The following is a 19010-nucleotide window of genomic DNA, read 5'->3' as shown; positions in this document are numbered from 1 at the left end:
AAGAATATTAATCAAAATAAAGCAAATCTTTGCTGGTGCTTGTAAAGAGGTCAAATCCATCCTTGGTGACGACACCGCAGTCTTCGATACGGACACCGACTTTTCCTGGGATATAAATACCTGGTTCAACAGAGAAGCACATGCCTTCTTCGATGACCATGTCATTTCCTTCCATGATAGATGGGAATTCGTGGACATCCATACCAATTCCGTGACCGAGACGGTGGTTGAAGTACTCACCGTAGCCAGCTTTTTCGATGACTTCACGAGCTGCACGGTCCACTTCATGAGCAGTCACACCTGGTTTGATAAAGTCAAGAGCCGCTTGTTGGGCTTCAAGAGTCAAGTTGTAGATATCTTTTTTGAATTGGTCTGGTTTGCCGACTGCTACAGTACGAGTCATATCTGATGCGTAGCCATTGACCATAACACCGAGGTCAAAGAGGAGAAGGGCATCCTTTTCGACTTTGTTTGCTCCAGGGATACCGTGTGGATTTGCAGCGTTATCACCAGTCAAGACCATGGTATCAAAGCTCATTTCATAGCCTTCACGTTTCATAGCAAAGTCGATTTGTGCGATGATATCTGTCTCAGTCTTATCAAGAGAGATATTGTCAAAACCCACCTTGACAGCCTTGTCCGCATAGAGACCTGCTACCATCATTTTTTGCACTTCATCAGCTGATTTGATGAGGCGCATGCGTTGGATGCGAGGAGTGAGGTTTTCAAACTCAGCAGTTTCAAAGACAGTTTTCAAGCCATGGTATTTGGTCAAGATGAGATTGTCAAACTCAACAGCGACACGTTTGAAGTCGAGCTGGGGCAAAGCGTTTTTGATTTTTTGCCATGGATTTTCAGAATCTACATAACCCACAACTGGGAAGGAAACGGTGCTGCTTGCACGTTCTACTTCAAGAGCAGGGACAAAGAGGAGGGGTTCTTGATCCGCTAGGACAAAGAGGAACATTTGGCGTTCATGGGGATCACTGTAAAAGCCAGTGAGGTAATTGATTGTGACGGGGTCAGATACGACAGCGACGTCTAGTTTTTCTGATTCAAGATATGTTAGGATTTGTTGTAATTTAGACATAAGCTACCTTCTTTCTACCCCTCTATTTTGGCAAAAAATGAGAGAAAATGCAAGGGAGAAGGGTAAAAGAACAGGCAAAAAGAACTCCGATATGATAGCGGAGTTCTTTGATATAGTTTTCCTTAGTTTAAGAAAAGTCTGCCTTGCTTTTTACGTCGCTATATTCTTCAGCGATTTCTTGACTGAGAATGTCTTCATAGGCAGGAAGTTGGATGTCCTGACCGTATTTCTTCTTGAGGGCAGTAGTGACTAGGCGATAAGCCAGATTGGCATTACGAGAGAGGATAGGTCCGTGGAAGTAGGAACCAAAGACATTCTTATAATGAACCCCTTCGCCGACCTTTTCCTCGTTGTTTCCATTTCCATAGACCACCTGTCCCAGCGGTTTTTGATCATCTGAGAGGAAGGTACGGCCCTGGTGATTTTCAAATCCATAGTAGGTTTCATCGAATTCTTCATTGTGAATCTTGATATCACCGATAAAGCGGTTATTAGTCTGGTTGAGCGTATAGTGGCCCATGACACCTAGCCCTTCGATGCGCTTACCTGAAGCTTCAACATAATATTGCCCCAATAGTTGGAAGCCGCCACAGATGGCTAAAACTACACCGTCGTTTTGGATGTAGTTGTCAATGCTCTCTTTTTTAGCAGGAAGGTCTCCAGCGATAATACTTTGTTCAAAGTCTTGACCCCCACCGAAAAAGGCGATGTCGTAGTGGTTTTCATCAAAGTCATCATGGAGAGAAACGATGTCAACCGTCACATGTGCCCCCAGTTTTTCAGCCACATACTTGAGCATGAGAATGTTTCCGTTGTCCCCATAGGTATTCATGAGGTTTCCGTAAAGGTGGGCGATATTGAGCTGATAAGGGTAGTTGCCAGCTTTTGAGGAAAGTGAAGTATAAACCATTAGTTCATCTCCTTTCTAACAATCTGACGACTAGCCAGCAGTTCACGAAATTCCAGCATGGCAGTATAGGTAGCTAGGATATAGGCGTGCTTGCAATCTTGGTTCTCAATGGTTTTGAGAACTTGCTCCAGATTGCTTGTCTCAGTGATTTTCTCAGCTGGATAGCCAGTCACTCGTAGACGACGTGCGATTTCAGAATGACGAACACCGCCAGCGTTGATTTCAGGGATATTCATGTCAGTGATTTGTTCAAAGTCTGCATCCCAGATCCAGCTGGTATCAATTCCGTCTGCATAGTTAGCGTTAAGGAGGACAGATAGGCTAAATGGATAAGGAGCTAGTTTGATCATCTCGATAGCTTGGGTCGCACCAACAGGATTTTTAATCAAGACAAGGGTACATTCCTTATCACCGATATGGAAGGTTTCCTGACGACCAAAAACAGCGCGGCTCTTATCAAATCCTTGCTTGATTAGTTGTGAATCTGCACCAAGGAAACGGGCAATGGCAACCGCAGCAAGGGCATTGTAGATGTTGTAGAGTCCACCGATTTGGATGCCGTATTCTTGTCCGTCGATAACAAAGCGAGAGCGATTGTTGGTCAACTCAACCAAGTCTGTCAGACGGTAGTCCAAGTCAGGTCGTTTGCAACCACAATTTTCACAGATATAGGCACCCAAGTTGGCATAGGTATTGAGCTCGTATTTTAGAATACTTTGACAGTCAGGGCAGAGAATCCCTTCGGTATTGTAGTGAGCCAGTTTGGCAGGTCCTTTTTCCAAGTCAAAACCAAAATACTCTACAGGATTTGGAATAGCTGGTTTGTAGAAAAGTGGACTGTCACCATTGAGGAGAACAGTAGCCGTAGGCACCTTACGAATGGCATCCAAAATCATGTTATAAGTTGTGTAAATCTCACCGTAGCGGTCCATCTGGTCACGGAAAATATTAGTGATGACAAAAAGGCTAGGATGGATGTAGTCACAGATACGAGATAGACTGGCCTCGTCAATTTCTAGAACGGCAATGTTTTTCCCAGTTTTAGAGGATTTGGCCGTCAAGAAGGTTGTCGTAATCCCTGTGATCATATTGGCACCGCTTGGATTGGTCAGAACCTGACCATAAACTTCTTTTAAAATGCCGACAGTGAGGGCAGTTGTCAGGGTTTTCCCGTTGGTTCCAGTGACCACGACAATCTCGTAGTTCTTAGCTAAATTTTGTAAAATATCTTTATCAAATTGAAGGGCGAGTTTTCCTGGGAGCGTACTTCCACGGCCAAGACGGCTCAAGATGAAGTGAGAAGAACGCCCAGCTAGGAGGCCCAAAGTAGTTTTTAATTTCATGTTTCTATTATATCATACTGCGCCCAGCAGTCCAATAACTAAAGTAACCTCTAAGATCAACTAAAGAAGTAACCTTAGAGGTGCTTTTTAGGTTCTGATTAAACCAATCAAATACAATATCTTTGAATTTGATAACTTTGGCAACTTTAAGAAATAAATCTTTCTTGCTCTGAACATAAGAAAGGAGAGGACATCGATTACCTTCTACAGGTTTTAAAATTTCATTAATCCATTATAGCTGACAAAGATACCTAACTTTTAGGATTTAGATCATTTTTTGGAAAGTCTCTTTTATAATAAACTACGAATTCTTTCTTTTATAAATACGTTAAGAGGATAGTGTTTATCAAGATATTCTAGGAGTGCCTGAGCAGATTCAGAAATTCGTTCGTAACCTTGCAAAAAGTGAGGCAATTGTTTGGCCTCATTTGGATAACCTTTTTCAAATCGTCTGTTGCTGTTAAAAATATCTATAAAATTAGATTTAGAAGTTTTTTCCAAATTGATTAGTTCAGTCCAAAGCTTGACGGATCTGTTTTGGATGAAATCATAAGCAGCCAATTTTTCGCCTCGTTGATAGCGACCTAGTCCTATATATAGATTGCATAAAATTTCTCCCAACAGCCATTCACGGTCTCTATTTTCTTTTGATGGCAATCTTTGTGGCTGGCAGATTGTTTCATCAAAACCGACCTCCTTCCAGATAATTTTGCCTTCAGCGAAGGGAATGTTTACTAGTTCGTGAGCTTCAAAGATAGCAAATTCACAAAAAACATCATCTTCAAATAGAACTTTATGTCCGTCCACTGTATTTTGGTAGTGAAATGCAATTGGTTCTAGATTACTTAACCAAGTTAGATCCTGTATATAGGCCTGCTTGTAGCCATCTTTTACAATAACAAAGAAATCCAAATCGGAGTACTGATCCAATCGTTCTCTTTCTGCTCCGCAAGAACCAAGTGCCAGCAAAGCTAGTGCTTGTCTAGAATCTTTTAGAGACTGACCAATATCATTTAGTCTTTGTAATAGTAATTCTGTTTTATTCATAATCGTTACCTCATTATTTCTTGTTTACAGACATTATATAGTTAATGTTTTCGAAAGTCAATTTCATTCCATACCAAATATATACTAATGTAATATGGGATTTCTTTCGATATTTTTTACAATGATAAAGTTTAAACATTTTGCGGAGTATTGCTCATATTATCAAGAACGAAGAAATTTGAAGTATCCTTTGATTGATTAGAAAGTGATTCTTATCTTTAAAAAGATTAAATAATTTGGAAAATATTTAAGAAGAAAAAATATATCGACTTAACCATCAATTTGCAAACGGTAAAATCTTCTCACAAACGATGAAAATACACATACGACCCGTGCAAAGAGTGGATAATTTACTAATTAGGCATGAAACAATCATTGCAAAATATACTTTTTAAATTACCCATAAAACGATGAGCTGAAGCGAGTTATTCAAAGTCATATGTATTGCTGATATTTGAAAGAGTGACCTGAGACTCAATATATAATTAGGACTGCTAAGTAAAGTGTGGACATTATATCATAAAAGAAAGAAAAGACAGATTTGAGATTTCGCAGAAACAAAAACAGCCCGAAGAGGGCTGTGAGTGATTAGTTCTGAAACCAAGTTGCGATTGGGAAGTCGTTTTGTTTCAGTTCCAGTTTTGTTTTGGTTAGAAGTTGGCCATTTTCTAGAGAATACAATAACAAATGTTGATTGGTTACAATCAATACCTTGTTTGTCAAACTTGCATCGATGTGTATTATCTCTTCTGTAGAGTCAGGCAAATCTTTTCTGACATTGATTAGATAGCTGGATTCATCAGAGAGATTGACAATGGATAAGGCGCAGCGATCATTTCCATCTGCCTCGTGTTTTACAATCAATCGGTCTTCTTTCGGTGTTTTATAAAGAAGATTTGGATTGTTCTCTGGTAGCGTGATGAAGTGCTTTTCCTTACTAGACAAGTTCATGACAAGTATGCGATTGTCTGGATCCTTAGAAAAGGTTTCTGTATTTCGGGTATAAGCAATACTACTGTAATAATTGTCACCGATTAATTCAGAAGAAGTCAACATTTCAACGATCTTGTCTTCGCTTGTCAGAGGTGTGCGAGACAATTCTTTTAGTTGGTCATTTTCGTCTAATTCTACTAAATATCCATCAAACACTAAAGCGGGTCGTTGGCGAGACTCATCGTGAAATCCCAGGCCGAGGTAGAGGCGATTCCCTCTTCCATGAAACTGGATCGGAAAGGAAGTGGATTCGGAGAATGTTTTTTGAGTCATCAGCTTTCCTGAGATGTCAAACATACTGAGCACTCCATCCTCAGTTGTAGTTTGGCCTGTGTAGAAGAACTTGTCTGATACTCCAGCTCCCGAATAAGCATAGAAGGGAGTTGAAGTTTTCTGGATGTCCCCCGTCTGAAAGTCAAGAGATACAATGTTTTGAGTAGATGCTTTCCCTCTGGTATTTCCAGATGAGAAGACGAGATAGCGATTGTCGAACCGTCCCTGAGGAAACCAGAAATTGACATCTTCTGCAATGGAGACATCCTCGGTCTTCGTGAGTTGAAACTGATTGTTTTGTAACTGATAACTTTGAATGGATTTCGAATTGACAAGGTAAAAATCAGCAGTCTGATTGACTGTGAATTGCTGTTTTTGAGGTGAAATCAAGCGAAAAAGCATCCAGCAAAGCAGGAGAAAAATGAAGACTATACTGACACAGAAAACCAGTGTTTTCATAGCCATACTTTTTTCTTTGGATAGAAAGGAAAAAGGAGTGTGTTTTGGTAGTTTAACTTGCTTTCCCATTTGACTAGCCTCCTTTTTGAACAGAAAATGAAGACAACATCCTACACTTATATTATAAACTTTTACAGCTAAAAGCACAAATAATCTTGCAAGGAAACTATGGACTGGATAGAAAAAGACAAACATCGAAATGGATGCTTGTCTTGTGGAGAATATCTGAAAACTTAAATCGCAAACAAGTCATTCAAGTTCTCAGCCAAGGTTGGGTGAGTGAAGATTTGTTTTGTGAAGTAAGTGTAAGGAATCTTATTGTCCATCGCAACAGTGATGATATTGATGATTTCTTGAGAACCTTCTGAGAAGATGCTTGCTCCAAGAATTTCTTTTGTTTCAGTATTCACAACAGCTTTGAAAGCTCCGCGAAGGTCGCCATTTACGTGACCACGAGGCATGGCTGCAACAGGGATTTCCTTCACTGCGTATGGAAGTTTCAAATCAGCTGCTTGGCTTTCAGTCAAACCAACTTGTGAAAGTGCAGGTGTGATGAACATGGTGTTTGGCACATTGAGACGGTCTTCAAGTGTGTAGCTACCATCTCCAGCAAGGTAGCTGTAGACAACACGGAAGTCATCAAGTGAGATGTAGGTAAATTGAGGTCCACCGTTGACATCCCCAACTGCAAAGACACCAGGAACGTTTGTTTGACAGTGTTTGTCAACCTTGATAGCACCACGTTCAGTTAGTTCAATATCAGTATTCTCAAGTTGAAGAGGTTCTACGTTTGGTTTACGTCCAGTTGCGTAGAGAAGGGCGTCGAAACGGTAGGTTTCGTTTTCAGTTACGACAAGAACTTGGTCACCGTCGTTTTTGATTTCAGTAGTACGGATGTTTTGAAGCAATTCAATGCCGTCTTCTTCCATATATTGTTTAGCAAGAGCTGCGATGGAAGGTTCTGCTCGAGGTAGGAAAGTATCCAAGGCATCTAGGACTGTAACTTTGCTTCCAAGTCTGTTGTATAGGCCTGCAAATTCAAGACCGATATTTCCGCCACCAAGGACACCAAGTTTTTCAGGCAATTTGTCCAAGTTTTGGATACCTGTTGAGTCAAAGACGTTTTTGCTTGTAGCAAGTCCAGGGATTGGCAAGACGTTTGAAACAGCACCAGTGTTGATAACGATAGTTTCAGCAGTCAGTTCTTGTTTTTCATCACCAGCCTGGATTTCGATGACTTTGTTTGAAAGGAAGTGAGCTTCCGCATCAAAGATATCTACACCTGTTCCCGCAATAGTAGCGTAGTTTTTGCCATTGAGGCGACCAGTGATGGTATTTTTGGTAGCAATGACTTCTTCAAAAGACAAATCCTTTTCAGCAGCAACTAGCAAGGTTTTAGTTGGGATACATCCGATGTTGATACAAGTTCCACCGTACATAGCTTTGCTTCGTTCAATGAGGGCAACTTTTTTGCCAGCTGAAGCCAATTTACCAGCTAGTGTTTTACCAGCTTTACCAAATCCAATAACGATTAAATCATATGTTAACATTTATAGTCCTCCTGTTTGATTTTCATTCTAGCACAAGAAAACATTTTTTGCACAAATCTGCTACGGGAAATGAAGTGAGCTTGAAATGCTCCCTTCAAATTCTTTGATAAACAACTTTCATGCCACTTTACTGCTAGAAAATCGTTTACATGATTTTCCTAATGGATTCTACTATCTTTTGCCTCGCTCTTGTGTTATACTAGATAGGTTGCAAAGAAACTAGTACTTTTCTTTCGTGGAAAAGAAGCAACACGGTATCTCGTTTTGAAGAAGATACGTCATGAAAAGAAAAGTATACGCTAAGCGCTATAGGGTGGCTTCGCACCACCTTTAGAAAGAAGAAAAACGTGAAATTTAATGAATTTAACTTGTCTGCTGAATTGCTAGCAGAGATTGAAAAAGCTGGATTTGTAGAAGCAAGTCCTATCCAAGAGCAAACTATTCCTTTGGCTCTTGAGGGAAAAGACGTTATCGGTCAAGCTCAGACTGGTACAGGAAAAACTGCAGCCTTTGGCTTGCCAACCCTTGAAAAAATCCGTACAGAAGAAGCAACAATCCAAGCCTTGGTCATCGCTCCAACTCGTGAACTCGCTGTTCAAAGCCAAGAAGAACTCTTCCGCTTTGGCCGTAGCAAGGGAGTGAAAGTTCGCTCAGTATACGGTGGTTCCAGCATTGAAAAACAAATCAAGGCCCTTAAATCTGGTGCCCATATCGTGGTAGGAACACCAGGCCGTCTCTTGGACTTGATTAAACGCAAGGCCTTGAAATTACAAGACATTGAAACCCTCATCCTTGACGAAGCGGATGAAATGCTCAATATGGGCTTCCTTGAAGACATCGAAGCCATCATTTCACGTGTCCCTGAAAATCGTCAAACCTTGCTCTTTTCAGCAACCATGCCAGATGCTATCAAACGTATCGGTGTTCAGTTTATGAAAGAGCCTGAGCATGTGAAGATTGCTGCCAAGGAATTGACAACAGAACTGGTGGACCAGTACTATATCCGTGTCAAGGAACAAGAAAAATTTGATACCATGACACGTCTCATGGATGTGGAACAACCAGAACTTGCTATCGTATTTGGTCGTACCAAACGCCGTGTGGATGAATTGACTCGTGGACTTAAAATCCGTGGCTTCCGTGCAGAAGGAATTCATGGTGATTTGGACCAAAATAAACGTCTTCGTGTCCTTCGTGATTTTAAAAACGGCAATCTCGATGTTCTAGTTGCAACAGACGTAGCAGCTCGTGGTTTGGATATTTCAGGGGTGACCCATGTATATAACTACGACATTCCTCAAGATCCTGAAAGCTATGTTCACCGTATCGGTCGTACAGGGCGTGCTGGTAAGTCAGGTCAGTCTATTACTTTCGTAGCACCAAATGAAATGGGTTATCTCCAAATTATTGAAAACTTGACTAAGAAACGCATGAAAGGCTTGAAACCAGCGACAGCAGACGAAGCCTTCCAAGCTAAGAAACAAGTAGCACTCAAGAAAATTGAACGTGATTTCGCGGACGAAACTATTCGTTTCAACTTTGAGAAATTTACTAAAGATGCTCGTAAGTTGGCTGCCGAATTTAGTCCAGAAGAACTGGCAATGTATATCTTGAGTCTGACAGTCCAAGATCCAGACAGCCTTCCAGAAGTTGAGATTGCACGTGAAAAACCACTACCATTTAAACCATCAGGTAATGGCTTTGCTGGCAAAACTAAGGGAGGTCGTGGAGGCCGTCGTGGGGACGACCGTCGAGACCGTGACCGCCGTGGCAATGGTCGTCGTGATGAGTTCAAGAAAGGTAGTCGTGGGAACGATCGTTTTGATAAAGACAGACGTTACCGTAATAAAGACAATAAAAAACCTCGCAACACTTCAAGCGAAAAGAAAACAGGCTTTGTTATTCGTAACAAGGGCGATAAATAAGAAAAAGCGGTTCAAAATGAATCGCTTTTTTATATAAGGAGACCGATAGTAAAAGAAGATGTATAAAAGTAAAGGAAAGGTGAGATGGGAAGGGGGAACTTTAATCCATCTTCTTATAATGTTATTATATAAAAATCAAAACGGAATGTCAATAAAAAATTGCTATTTTTATAAAATATTTTTGCTTTTAAAAATTGCAATTCAATAAGCAATTTTCAGATAATTATTGAAATAAAGACTTTTCTATGTTATAATGGAAGCGATTATATGTGAGGTAAAAAATGGCACATTTATTAGAAAAAACAAGAAAAATTACATCAATTTTAAAACGCTCAGAAGAGCAAATGCAGGATGAACTTCCGTACAATGCCATTACACGTCAACTAGCAGACATTATTGATTGCAATGCCTGCATTGTCAATATCAAGGGACGACTTTTGGGCTATTTTATGCGCTATAAAACTAATACCGATCGCGTAGAGCAGTTTTTCCAAACCAAGACGTTCCCAGATGACTATGTACAAGGGGCAAACATGATCTACGATACGGAAGCCAATCTTCCTATTGAACATGATTTGACCATTTTTCCTGTAGAGAGCCGTGCGGATTTTCCAGATGGTTTGACAACCATTGCTCCCATTCATGTATCAGGGATTCGCCTAGGTTCCTTGATTATTTGGCGTAATGATAAGAAATTTGAAGATGAGGATTTGATTCTTGTTGAGATTGCGAGTACAGTGGTAGGGATTCAACTCTTGAACTTCCAACGCGAAGAAGACGAGAAAAATATTCGCCGTCGTACTGCTGTAACCATGGCAGTCAATACCCTCTCCTACTCAGAACTTCGTGCTGTTTCAGCTATTTTATCTGAGCTAAATGGAAATGAAGGACAATTGACTGCATCTGTCATTGCAGACCGTATCGGTATCACGCGCTCAGTGATCGTCAATGCTCTCCGTAAACTAGAGTCGGCAGGAATTATTGAAAGTCGTTCACTGGGAATGAAGGGAACCTATCTCAAGGTATTGATTTCAGATATCTTTGAGGAAGTGAAAAAGAGGGACTACTAATGGCAAAGGCTTTAATCTCAATTGACTATACAGAGGATTTTGTAGCAGAACAGGGAAAATTGACAGCAGGTGCTCCTGCTCAAGCCATATCAGAGGCGATTGCTCAGGTGACCAGACTGGCTTTTGATCGTGGAGACTATGTTTTCTTCACCATTGATGCTCATGAGGAAGGGGATGATTTTCACCCTGAGAGTAAACTTTTCCCACCTCACAACATCATTGGAACTAATGGTCGCAACTTGTATGGAAAACTAGCGGATTTTTACCAAGCCCATGCTTCTGATAGTCGTGTCTTTTGGATGGACAAGCGTCATTATTCAGCATTTTCAGGAACGGACCTCGATATTCGTTTGCGAGAACGTCGAGTTGACACAGTCATCTTAACTGGTGTTTTGACGGATATTTGTGTCCTCCATACGGCTATTGATGCCTATAATTTAGGTTATCAAATCGAGGTTGTCAAGCCTGCGGTTGCCTCTATCTGGCCAGAAAATCATCAGTTTGCTCTTGGACATTTTAAGAACACCCTGGGAGCCAAATTGTTGGATGAAAATTTGGCTGAAATTAAAGAATGATTCCCTTGGAAAAATGAAAAAAATCTGAAAAAAGTGTTGACAAAGATTTTGAAAGTTGATATACTAGTAAAGTAATCGACGCGGGGATGGCGGAATTGGCAGACGCGCAGGACTAAGGATCCTGTGACCGCTTTAGGTCGTGAGGGTTCAAGTCCCTCTCTCCGCATAGGGTAAGAGTTAGCTTTGGCTAGCTCTTTTTGTTTTTCCAAAGAAGGCTAGAGGTACAGTTCGACTATCGGAAGAACTTGGCATCAAGAACTATCATTTATGGCATGGAATCGATTTTTGATTGGTAAAACGTGTTCTAATATGAAGAAAGTTAGCAGTTGCTAGCTTTCTTCATTTTTTCAAAAAATAAATCAAAAAATATTTTCGATTTCATAAACATTTCATATTTGGATTTTATAATAGTCTTACAAATATGGAGGTGACAAATGAATCCAATCCAAAGAGCTTGGGCTTATGTCAGCAGAAAACGACTGAGAAGTTTTATTTTATTTCTGATTTTATTGGTCCTATTGGCCGGAATTTCAGCCTGTTTGACTCTGATGAAGTCCAACAAAACAGTAGAAAGCAATCTTTACAAATCACTCAATACCTCTTTTTCTATTAAGAAGATAGAGAATGGTCAGACTTTTAAGTTGTCAGACCTAGCATCCGTGAGCAAGATTAAGGGACTGGAAAATGTCTCTCCTGAACTTGAGACGGTCGCAAAACTAAAAGACAAGGAAGCGGTGAGTGGTGAGCAGAGCGTAGAACGAGATGATTTGTCCGCTGAAGACAAGAACTTGGTTAGCTTAACTGCTCTTGAGGATTCATCCAAGGATGTCACCTTTACCAGTTCGGCTTTCAACCTAAAAGAGGGCCGACACCTTCAAAAAGGAGATTCCAAGAAAATCCTGATCCACGAAGAGTTGGCTAAGAAGAACGGCCTTTCGCTTCATGACAAGATTCGCTTGGATGCTGGCCAGTCCGAAGCTGGAAAAGGGCAAATAGTAGAGTTTGAGATTGTCGGCATCTTTTCTGGTAAAAAACAAGAGAAATTTACAGGTATGTCTTCCGACTTCAGTGAAAACCAAGTCTTTTCAGACTATGAAAGTAGCCAAACTCTTTTGGGAAATAGTGAAGCTCAAGTCAGTGCAGCGCGCTTCTATGTAGAAAATCCCAAGGAAATGGACGGACTCATGAAGCAGGTGGAAAACTTGGCCTTGGAAAATCAAGGTTACCAAGTTGAGAAGGAAAACAAGGCCTTTGAACAAATCAAAGACTCAGTTGCAACCTTTCAAACCTTCCTAACCATCTTCCTTTATGGGATTATGATAGCTGGAGCTGGAGCCTTAATTTTGGTCTTGTCTCTCTGGTTGAGAGAAAGAGTCTACGAAGTGGGAATTTTACTCGCACTTGGAAAAGACAAGAGTTCGATCTTCCTACAATTCTGTTTAGAGGTAGTTTTGGTATCTCTTGGAGCTTTGCTTCCAGCATTTGTTGCAGGAAACGCCATCACATCCTATCTACTTCAAACTGTACTAGCCAGTGGAGATCAGGCAACCTTACAAGATACGCTAGCTAAAGCAAGCGGTCTATCAACCAGTCTCCTATCTTTTGCAGAATCCTATGTCTTTCTGCTACTGATTAGTTGCTTGTCTGTAGCTCTTTGTTTCGTATTCTTATTTAGAAAATCACCTAAGGAAATTTTATCATCTATTAGTTAATACTCTTCGAAAATCTCTTCAAACCGTGTCAGCTTTATCTGCAACCTCAAAGCTGTGCTTTGAGCAACCTGCGGCTAGCTTCCTAGTTTGCTCTTTGATTTTCATTGAGTATAAGAAGGAGAAATCATGACTTTATTACAATTGCAAGATGTTACCTACCGTTATAAGAACACTGCTGAAGCAGTTTTATATCAGATCAAGTATAATTTTGAACCCGGAAAATTTTATAGTATCATTGGTGAGTCAGGAGCAGGAAAATCCACTCTCTTGTCCCTGCTTGCTGGTCTAGATAGTCCTGTCGAAGGTTCTATCCTTTTCCAAGGAGAGGACATTCGTAACAAGGGATATTCTTACCATCGCATGCACCATATTTCTCTGGTCTTTCAAAATTATAATTTGATTGATTACCTTTCTCCACTGGAAAATATCCGCTTGGTCAACAAAAAAGCCAGTAAGGATACCTTGCTTGAGCTTGGTTTGGATGAAAGTCAGATCAAGCGGAATGTTCTCCAGTTATCAGGTGGGCAACAACAACGTGTTGCCATCGCTCGCAGTTTGGTATCAGAAGCTCCAGTTATTCTAGCTGATGAGCCAACAGGAAATCTGGACCCTAAAACTGCTGGAGATATTATCGAACTGCTCAAATCACTTGCCGAGAAAACAGGTAAATGTGTAATTGTCGTTACGCATAGTAAAGAAGTGGCGCAAGCGTCCGATATTACACTTGAGTTGAAGGACAAGAAACTGACTGAAATATAGAATCTAGTTATTAAACTTTAAAATAGTATTAGTTGGTAAAAAGTAATAATAAATGAAGTGAGCCATTACCAACTATTTCCCGCAGTAGTGATGGCCTAGATAATAACAAAGTTATTATCTAGGCCGGAATTTTTGAGACATATGGCTCAAAAATTAGGGATGAAATTCCTACAGGAAGTTGCTCCCGTCCGCACAATCTAAGGGAAATAGTAAAAAATTATTTTATATAAGTTATACGACATTGAAATAGAACAAAATCTAGAAAGGGAACCTATGTTACACAACGCATTTGCCTATGTTACAAGGAAGTTTTTCAAATCGATTGTTATCTTCCTGATTATTCTCCTCATGGCGAGCTTGAGTTTGGTCGGCTTGTCGATCAAGGGAGCTACTGCCAAGGCTTCTCAAGAGACTTTTAAAAATATCACCAACAGCTTCTCCATGCAAATCAATCGTCGCGTCAATCAAGGAACGCCTCGTGGTGCTGGGAATATCAAGGGTGAGGATATCAAAAAAATTACCGAAAATAAGGCTATCGAGTCTTATGTTAAACGCATCAACGCTATCGGAGATTTGACTGGATACGACTTGATTGAAACGCCAGAAACCAAGAAAAATCTCACTGCTGACCGTGCCAAACGGTTTGGAAGCAGTTTGATGTTGACAGGTGTCAATGACTCCTCTAAAGAAGATAAATTTGTCTCTGGTTCATATAAGCTGGTTGAAGGTGAGCACCTAACCAACGATGACAAAGACAAGATTCTCATGCACAAGGACTTGGCTGCTAAACACGGCTGGAAGGTAGGGGATAAGGTTAAACTGGACTCCAATGTCTACGACGCAGACAACGAAAAAGGTGCTAAGGAAACAGTCGAAGTGACAATCAAGGGACTCTTTGATGGTTACAATAAGTCAGCAGTAACCTACTCACAAGAACTCTATGAAAATACAGCTATCACAGACATTCACACTGCTGCAAAACTTTATGGATACACAGAAGACACAGCTATTTATGGGGACGCAACCTTCTTTGTAACAGCAGACAAGAACTTGGATGACGTCATGAAAGAGTTGAATGGTATCAGTGGTATCAACTGGAAGAGCTACACACTTGTGAAGAGTTCCTCTAACTACCCAGCTCTTGAGCAATCCATTTCTGGTATGTACAAGATGGCCAACCTCCTCTTTTGGGGTAGCTTGAGCTTCTCAGTTCTTCTCCTTGCACTCTTGCTTAGTCTTTGGATTAACGCCCGTCGCAAGGAAGTGGGAATCCTCCTCTCTATCGGTCTCAAGCAGGCAAGTATCTTGGGGCAATTCATCACTGAATCGATTTTGATTGCCATCCCTGCTCTTGTTTCTGCTTACTTCCTAGCTAACTACACAGCGCGTGCAATCGGAAATACTGTTCTTGCCAATGTCACTTCAGGTGTTGCCAAGCAAGCCAGCAAGGCTGCTCAAGCCTCTAATCTTGGTGGTGGTGCAGAAGTAGACGGCTTTAGCAAGACCTTGTCGAGCCTAGATATTTCTATTCAGACATCAGACTTTATCATTGTCTTTGTCCTTGCCTTGGTTCTAGTGGTTCTCGTTATGGCGCTTGCCTCAAGCAATCTCCTCAGAAAACAACCAAAAGAGCTCTTGCTCGATAGCGAATAACAAACTTGCTACCTATTCTCCCCTAAATGGGGTATAATATAGGTAGCGTTTTTATCTGCTTCGTCTTGATAAGGCTTTTTCCTATCAGGGGGAAACAGAGAGATTTACAAGAAATTTAAAGGAATGTGAAACGTTTTTTCTATGAAAATTTTAATTGTAGAAGATGAGGATATGATCCGTGAAGGAGTCAGTGATTATTTAACGGATTGTGGTTATGAGACCATTCAGGCAGCAGACGGTGAAGAAGCTTTGGAGCAATTTTCAAACTATGAAGTTGCCTTGGTTCTACTGGACATCCAGATGCCAAAACTGAATGGACTGGAAGTTCTGACAGAGATTCGTAAGACTAGCCAGGTCCCTGTTTTGATGTTGACTGCCTTTCAGGATGAGGAATACAAGATGAGTGCTTTTGCTTCTCTGGCAGATGGCTATTTGGAAAAACCCTTCTCCCTCTCCCTTTTAAAAGTGAGAGTAGATGCGATTTTCAAGCGCTACTACGATACGGGACGAATCTTCTCCTATAAGGATACCAAGGTGGATTTTGAGAGCTACAGTGCAAGCCTAGCAGGTCAAGAAGTGGCTATCAATGCTAAAGAGCTGGAAATTCTGGACTATCTGGTGAGAAATGAAGGACGGGCCTTGACTCGTTCTCAGATTATCGATGCTGTCTGGAAGGCGACAGATGAGGTCCCCTTTGACCGTGTTATTGATGTCTATATCAAAGAACTGCGGAAAAAGCTAGACTTGGATTGTATCCTCACTGTGCGCAATGTTGGTTATAAATTGGAGCGAAAATGAAACGAACAGGTCTATTTACTAAAATTTTTATCTATACCTTCTCGATTTTTAGTGTTCTGGTTATTTGTCTTCATTTAGCTATTTATTTTCTCTTTCCATCAACTTATCTAAGTCATCGTCAGGAAACCATTGGCCAGAAAGCGACATCCATTGCCCAGTCCCTTGACGGAAAGGATAGGCAGAGTATCGAGCAAGTGTTAGACTTGTATTCCCAGACCAGTGATATCAAAGGGTCTGTTAAGGGTGAGATGACTGAGGACAAGTTAGAGGTTAAGGATAATTTTCCACTGGACACAGACCGTCAAACCACCTCCCTTTTTATTGAGGAGCGTGAGGTGAAAACGCAAGATGGTAGCACCATGACTCTGCAATTTCTAGCTTCGATGGATTTGCAAAAGGAAGCAGAGCAGATTAGTCTTCAATTTCTTCCCTATACCTTACTGGCTTCCTTTTTGATTTCCCTCTTGGTGGCCTATATCTATGCTCGGATCATTGTTGCCCCGATTTTGGAAATCAAGCGGGTGACCCGTCGGATGATGGATCTGGATGCTCAAGTGCGATTGCGCGTGGATTCTAAGGATGAGATAGGTGATCTTAAGGAACAAATCAATAGCCTCTACCAGCATCTCTTGACAGTTATTGCCGACTTGCATGACAAGAATGAAGCTATTCTCCAGCTTGAGAAGATGAAGGTCGAATTTCTACGAGGGGCTTCTCATGAGTTGAAAACACCTCTGGCTAGTCTCAAAATCCTAATCGAAAATATGAAAGAAAATATTGGTCGTTATAAGGATAGAGACCACTATCTGGGAGTTGCCTTGGGGATTGTGGATGACCTTAGTCACCACGTTCTTCAGATTCTTTCCCTTTCTTCGGTTCAGGAATTGCGAGAGGAGAAAGAAGAGATTGATCTCCTTCAGATGACACAAAGTCTGGTCAAGGATTATGCCTTGCTCGCCAAGGAGAGAGAACTTCATGTAGACATTAGCCTAACGCATCAGCAGGCTTACATAAACCCATCTGTCATGAAACTAATCCTATCGAATCTCATCAGTAATGCTATCAAGCACTCCACTTCAGATGGCCTGGTTCGCATTGGAGAAAGAGAAGGAGAACTCTTTATTGAGAATAGCTGTAGTCCTGAAGAACAAGAAAAACTGGCCCAGTCTTTTTCTGAAAATGCTAGTCGCAAGGCCAAGGGTTCAGGAATGGGACTCTTTGTGGTCAAGAGTCTATTAGAACATGAGAAATTACCTTATCATTTTGAGATGCAGGATGATCGTTTGACCTTTTTCATGCGTTATCCCAAAGTCGAGCAAGACCAAGGATAAGAAAGGGTTTACATTGATTGAGTTGGAAGAAATTCAATCTAAAGTATGGGAAAAACTAGCTTTTTTTATCAAAAAGTGATAAAATGAACAATGTAAATGGGATGTCCCAAAAAATATATAGGAGGCCTGACAAATGGCAATCGTTTCAGCAGAAAAATTTGTCCAAGCAGCTCGTGACAACGGTTATGCAGTTGGTGGATTTAACACAAACAACCTTGAGTGGACTCAAGCTATCTTGCGCGCAGCAGAAGCTAAAAAAGCTCCAGTTTTGATCCAAACTTCAATGGGTGCTGCTAAATACATGGGTGGTTACAAAGTTGCTCGCAACTTGATCGCTAACCTTGTTGAGTCAATGGGTATCACTGTACCAGTAGCTATCCACCTTGACCACGGTCACTACGAAGATGCACTTGAATGTATTCAAGTTGGTTATACTTCAGTTATGTTTGACGGTTCACACCTTCCAGTTGAAGAAAACCTTGAAAAAGCTCGTAAAGTTGTAGAATTTGCTCACGCAAATGGTGTATCAGTAGAAGCTGAAGTTGGAACTATCGGTGGTGAAGAAGACGGAATCATCGGTGATGGTGAATTGGCTCCAATCGAAGATGCTAAAGCAATGGTTGCAACTGGTATCGACTTCTTGGCAGCTGGTATCGGTAACATCCACGGTCCATACCCTGCAAACTGGAAAGGTCTTCACCTTGACCACTTGCAAAAATTGACTGAAGCTGTACCAGGATTCCCAATCGTATTGCACGGTGGTTCAGGTATCCCTGATGACCAAATCCAAGCAGCTATCAAACTTGGTGTTGCGAAAGTTAACGTTAACACTGAATGCCAAATCGCATTCGCTAACGCAACTCGTAAATTTGCTCGTGACTACGAAGCAAACGAAGCTGAATACGACAAGAAGAAACTCTTCGACCCACGTAAATTCTTGGCTGACGGTGTAAAAGCTATCCAAGCATCAGTTGAAGAACGTATCGACGTATTCGGTTCAGAAGGTAAAGCTTAATCTAGCTGAACAATACAGATGAAACCTGCCCATTGGGTGGGTTTTTTTGTGTGGAGAAAATAAATTATTTTTTAAGTTTAGGAGGTAGAATTCAATGTGATTCTAAGAAATTTTTTAATTTATGATAAAATAATAGTATGAGTATTATTAATTGAATTCAATTTTATATTTAGTTAGAATATAAAAATATTCTGGCATCATTGATTTTAATTACATAGTATAGAATATTCTGTAATTCATTATTTTGAAAACTTTGTTTTATTCCAGTATAGTATGTAGGTGATATAAAATGAATAAATTGGCAAATAATATTAAAAGTTTAAGATTAAGCATGGGTGAAACTCAAGAAGATTTAGCTTATGCACTAGATTTAAATAGTAAGAGTGCTGTTGCAAATTGGGAAAGTGGTGATAATGTTCCTTCGTCAGAAAATTTACATAGAATCTCGAATAGATATGGAGTTACAATTGATCAATTAATGAATGATGATTTAACTTCCGAGTTTTC

16 protein-coding genes and 1 tRNA gene are annotated in these 19010 nt (G+C 40.6%); 11 read left to right on the top strand and 6 right to left on the bottom strand.

Features of this window, described 5'->3' with window-relative positions; all coding sequences use genetic code 11:
- Positions 1-7 precede the first annotated feature (7 nt).
- The 6 genes from D8862_RS05610 to D8862_RS05585 all read right to left on the bottom strand — a co-directional run bounded on the left by D8862_RS05610 (position 8) and on the right by D8862_RS05585 (position 7665).
- A complete protein-coding gene (locus D8862_RS05610) occupies positions 8-1090 on the bottom strand; it encodes a M24 family metallopeptidase (RefSeq protein ID WP_125449184.1) in 1083 nt (360 codons plus the stop codon).
- Positions 1091-1217: 127 nt separating this feature from the next.
- Positions 1218-2000: a lipid II isoglutaminyl synthase subunit GatD gene (gene gatD, locus D8862_RS05605; protein ID WP_049549950.1), complete on the bottom strand. Its 783-nt coding sequence runs from the start codon at positions 1998-2000 to the stop codon at positions 1218-1220.
- Entirely contained in the window at positions 2000-3343 is a 1344-nt protein-coding gene (gene murT / locus D8862_RS05600; protein WP_125449182.1) for a lipid II isoglutaminyl synthase subunit MurT, read from the bottom strand. The genes gatD and murT overlap by 1 nt, the downstream gene beginning before the upstream one ends.
- A gap of 291 nt (positions 3344-3634) precedes the next feature.
- Entirely contained in the window at positions 3635-4390 is a 756-nt protein-coding gene (locus D8862_RS05595) for a hypothetical protein (protein ID WP_125449180.1), read from the bottom strand.
- Between the two features lie 588 nt (positions 4391-4978).
- Positions 4979-6184, bottom strand: coding sequence for a hypothetical protein (locus D8862_RS05590; protein WP_125449178.1), 1206 nt, complete (start codon positions 6182-6184; stop codon positions 4979-4981).
- A gap of 164 nt (positions 6185-6348) precedes the next feature.
- A complete protein-coding gene (locus D8862_RS05585) occupies positions 6349-7665 on the bottom strand; it encodes an FAD-containing oxidoreductase (protein ID WP_125449176.1) in 1317 nt (438 codons plus the stop codon).
- Between the two features lie 347 nt (positions 7666-8012).
- Here D8862_RS05585 and cshA point away from each other — a divergent pair, with 347 nt between their 5' ends.
- The 11 genes from cshA to D8862_RS05525 all read left to right on the top strand — a co-directional run.
- Positions 8013-9590, top strand: a complete 1578-nt coding sequence (cshA, locus tag D8862_RS05580; protein WP_125449174.1) for a degradosome RNA helicase CshA — start codon at positions 8013-8015, stop codon at positions 9588-9590.
- A gap of 281 nt (positions 9591-9871) precedes the next feature.
- Positions 9872-10660, top strand: a complete 789-nt coding sequence (gene codY / locus D8862_RS05575) for a GTP-sensing pleiotropic transcriptional regulator CodY (RefSeq protein ID WP_125449172.1) — start codon at positions 9872-9874, stop codon at positions 10658-10660.
- On the top strand, positions 10660-11235 hold the full coding sequence (locus D8862_RS05570) for a cysteine hydrolase family protein (protein WP_125449170.1): 576 nt from the start codon (positions 10660-10662) through the stop codon (positions 11233-11235). Before codY ends, D8862_RS05570 begins: the two co-directional genes overlap by 1 nt.
- 80 nt (positions 11236-11315) lie before the next feature.
- A tRNA-Leu gene (locus tag D8862_RS05565) sits at positions 11316-11401 on the top strand.
- Between the two features lie 268 nt (positions 11402-11669).
- Positions 11670-12947 (top strand): ABC transporter permease, encoded by a 1278-nt coding sequence (locus tag D8862_RS05560; protein WP_125449168.1) that lies wholly within the window; start codon positions 11670-11672, stop codon positions 12945-12947.
- Positions 12948-13073: 126 nt separating this feature from the next.
- Positions 13074-13706: an ABC transporter ATP-binding subunit Vex2 gene (gene vex2 / locus D8862_RS05550; protein ID WP_000173734.1), complete on the top strand. Its 633-nt coding sequence runs from the start codon at positions 13074-13076 to the stop codon at positions 13704-13706.
- A gap of 273 nt (positions 13707-13979) precedes the next feature.
- Positions 13980-15359: an ABC transporter permease subunit Vex3 gene (gene vex3, locus D8862_RS05545; RefSeq protein ID WP_125449166.1), complete on the top strand. Its 1380-nt coding sequence runs from the start codon at positions 13980-13982 to the stop codon at positions 15357-15359.
- A gap of 141 nt (positions 15360-15500) precedes the next feature.
- Positions 15501-16157, top strand: a complete 657-nt coding sequence (vncR, locus tag D8862_RS05540; protein WP_125449164.1) for a response regulator transcription factor VncR — start codon at positions 15501-15503, stop codon at positions 16155-16157.
- Positions 16154-17488, top strand: a complete 1335-nt coding sequence (gene vncS / locus D8862_RS05535) for a sensor histidine kinase VncS (RefSeq protein ID WP_125449162.1) — start codon at positions 16154-16156, stop codon at positions 17486-17488. The genes vncR and vncS overlap by 4 nt, the downstream gene beginning before the upstream one ends.
- Before the next feature lie 133 nt (positions 17489-17621).
- A complete protein-coding gene (locus D8862_RS05530; protein WP_001019005.1) occupies positions 17622-18503 on the top strand; it encodes a class II fructose-bisphosphate aldolase in 882 nt (293 codons plus the stop codon).
- A 289-nt stretch (positions 18504-18792) separates the two neighbouring features.
- Positions 18793-19010 (top strand): helix-turn-helix domain-containing protein (locus D8862_RS05525; protein WP_142998959.1); only part of this gene is annotated, 218 nt, incomplete at its 3' end.

The sequence above is a fragment of the Streptococcus oralis genome, from assembly GCF_003942585.1.
Classification (GTDB): domain Bacteria; phylum Bacillota; class Bacilli; order Lactobacillales; family Streptococcaceae; genus Streptococcus; species Streptococcus oralis_BE.
This window is presented reverse-complemented; position numbering and strand designations above follow the sequence as displayed.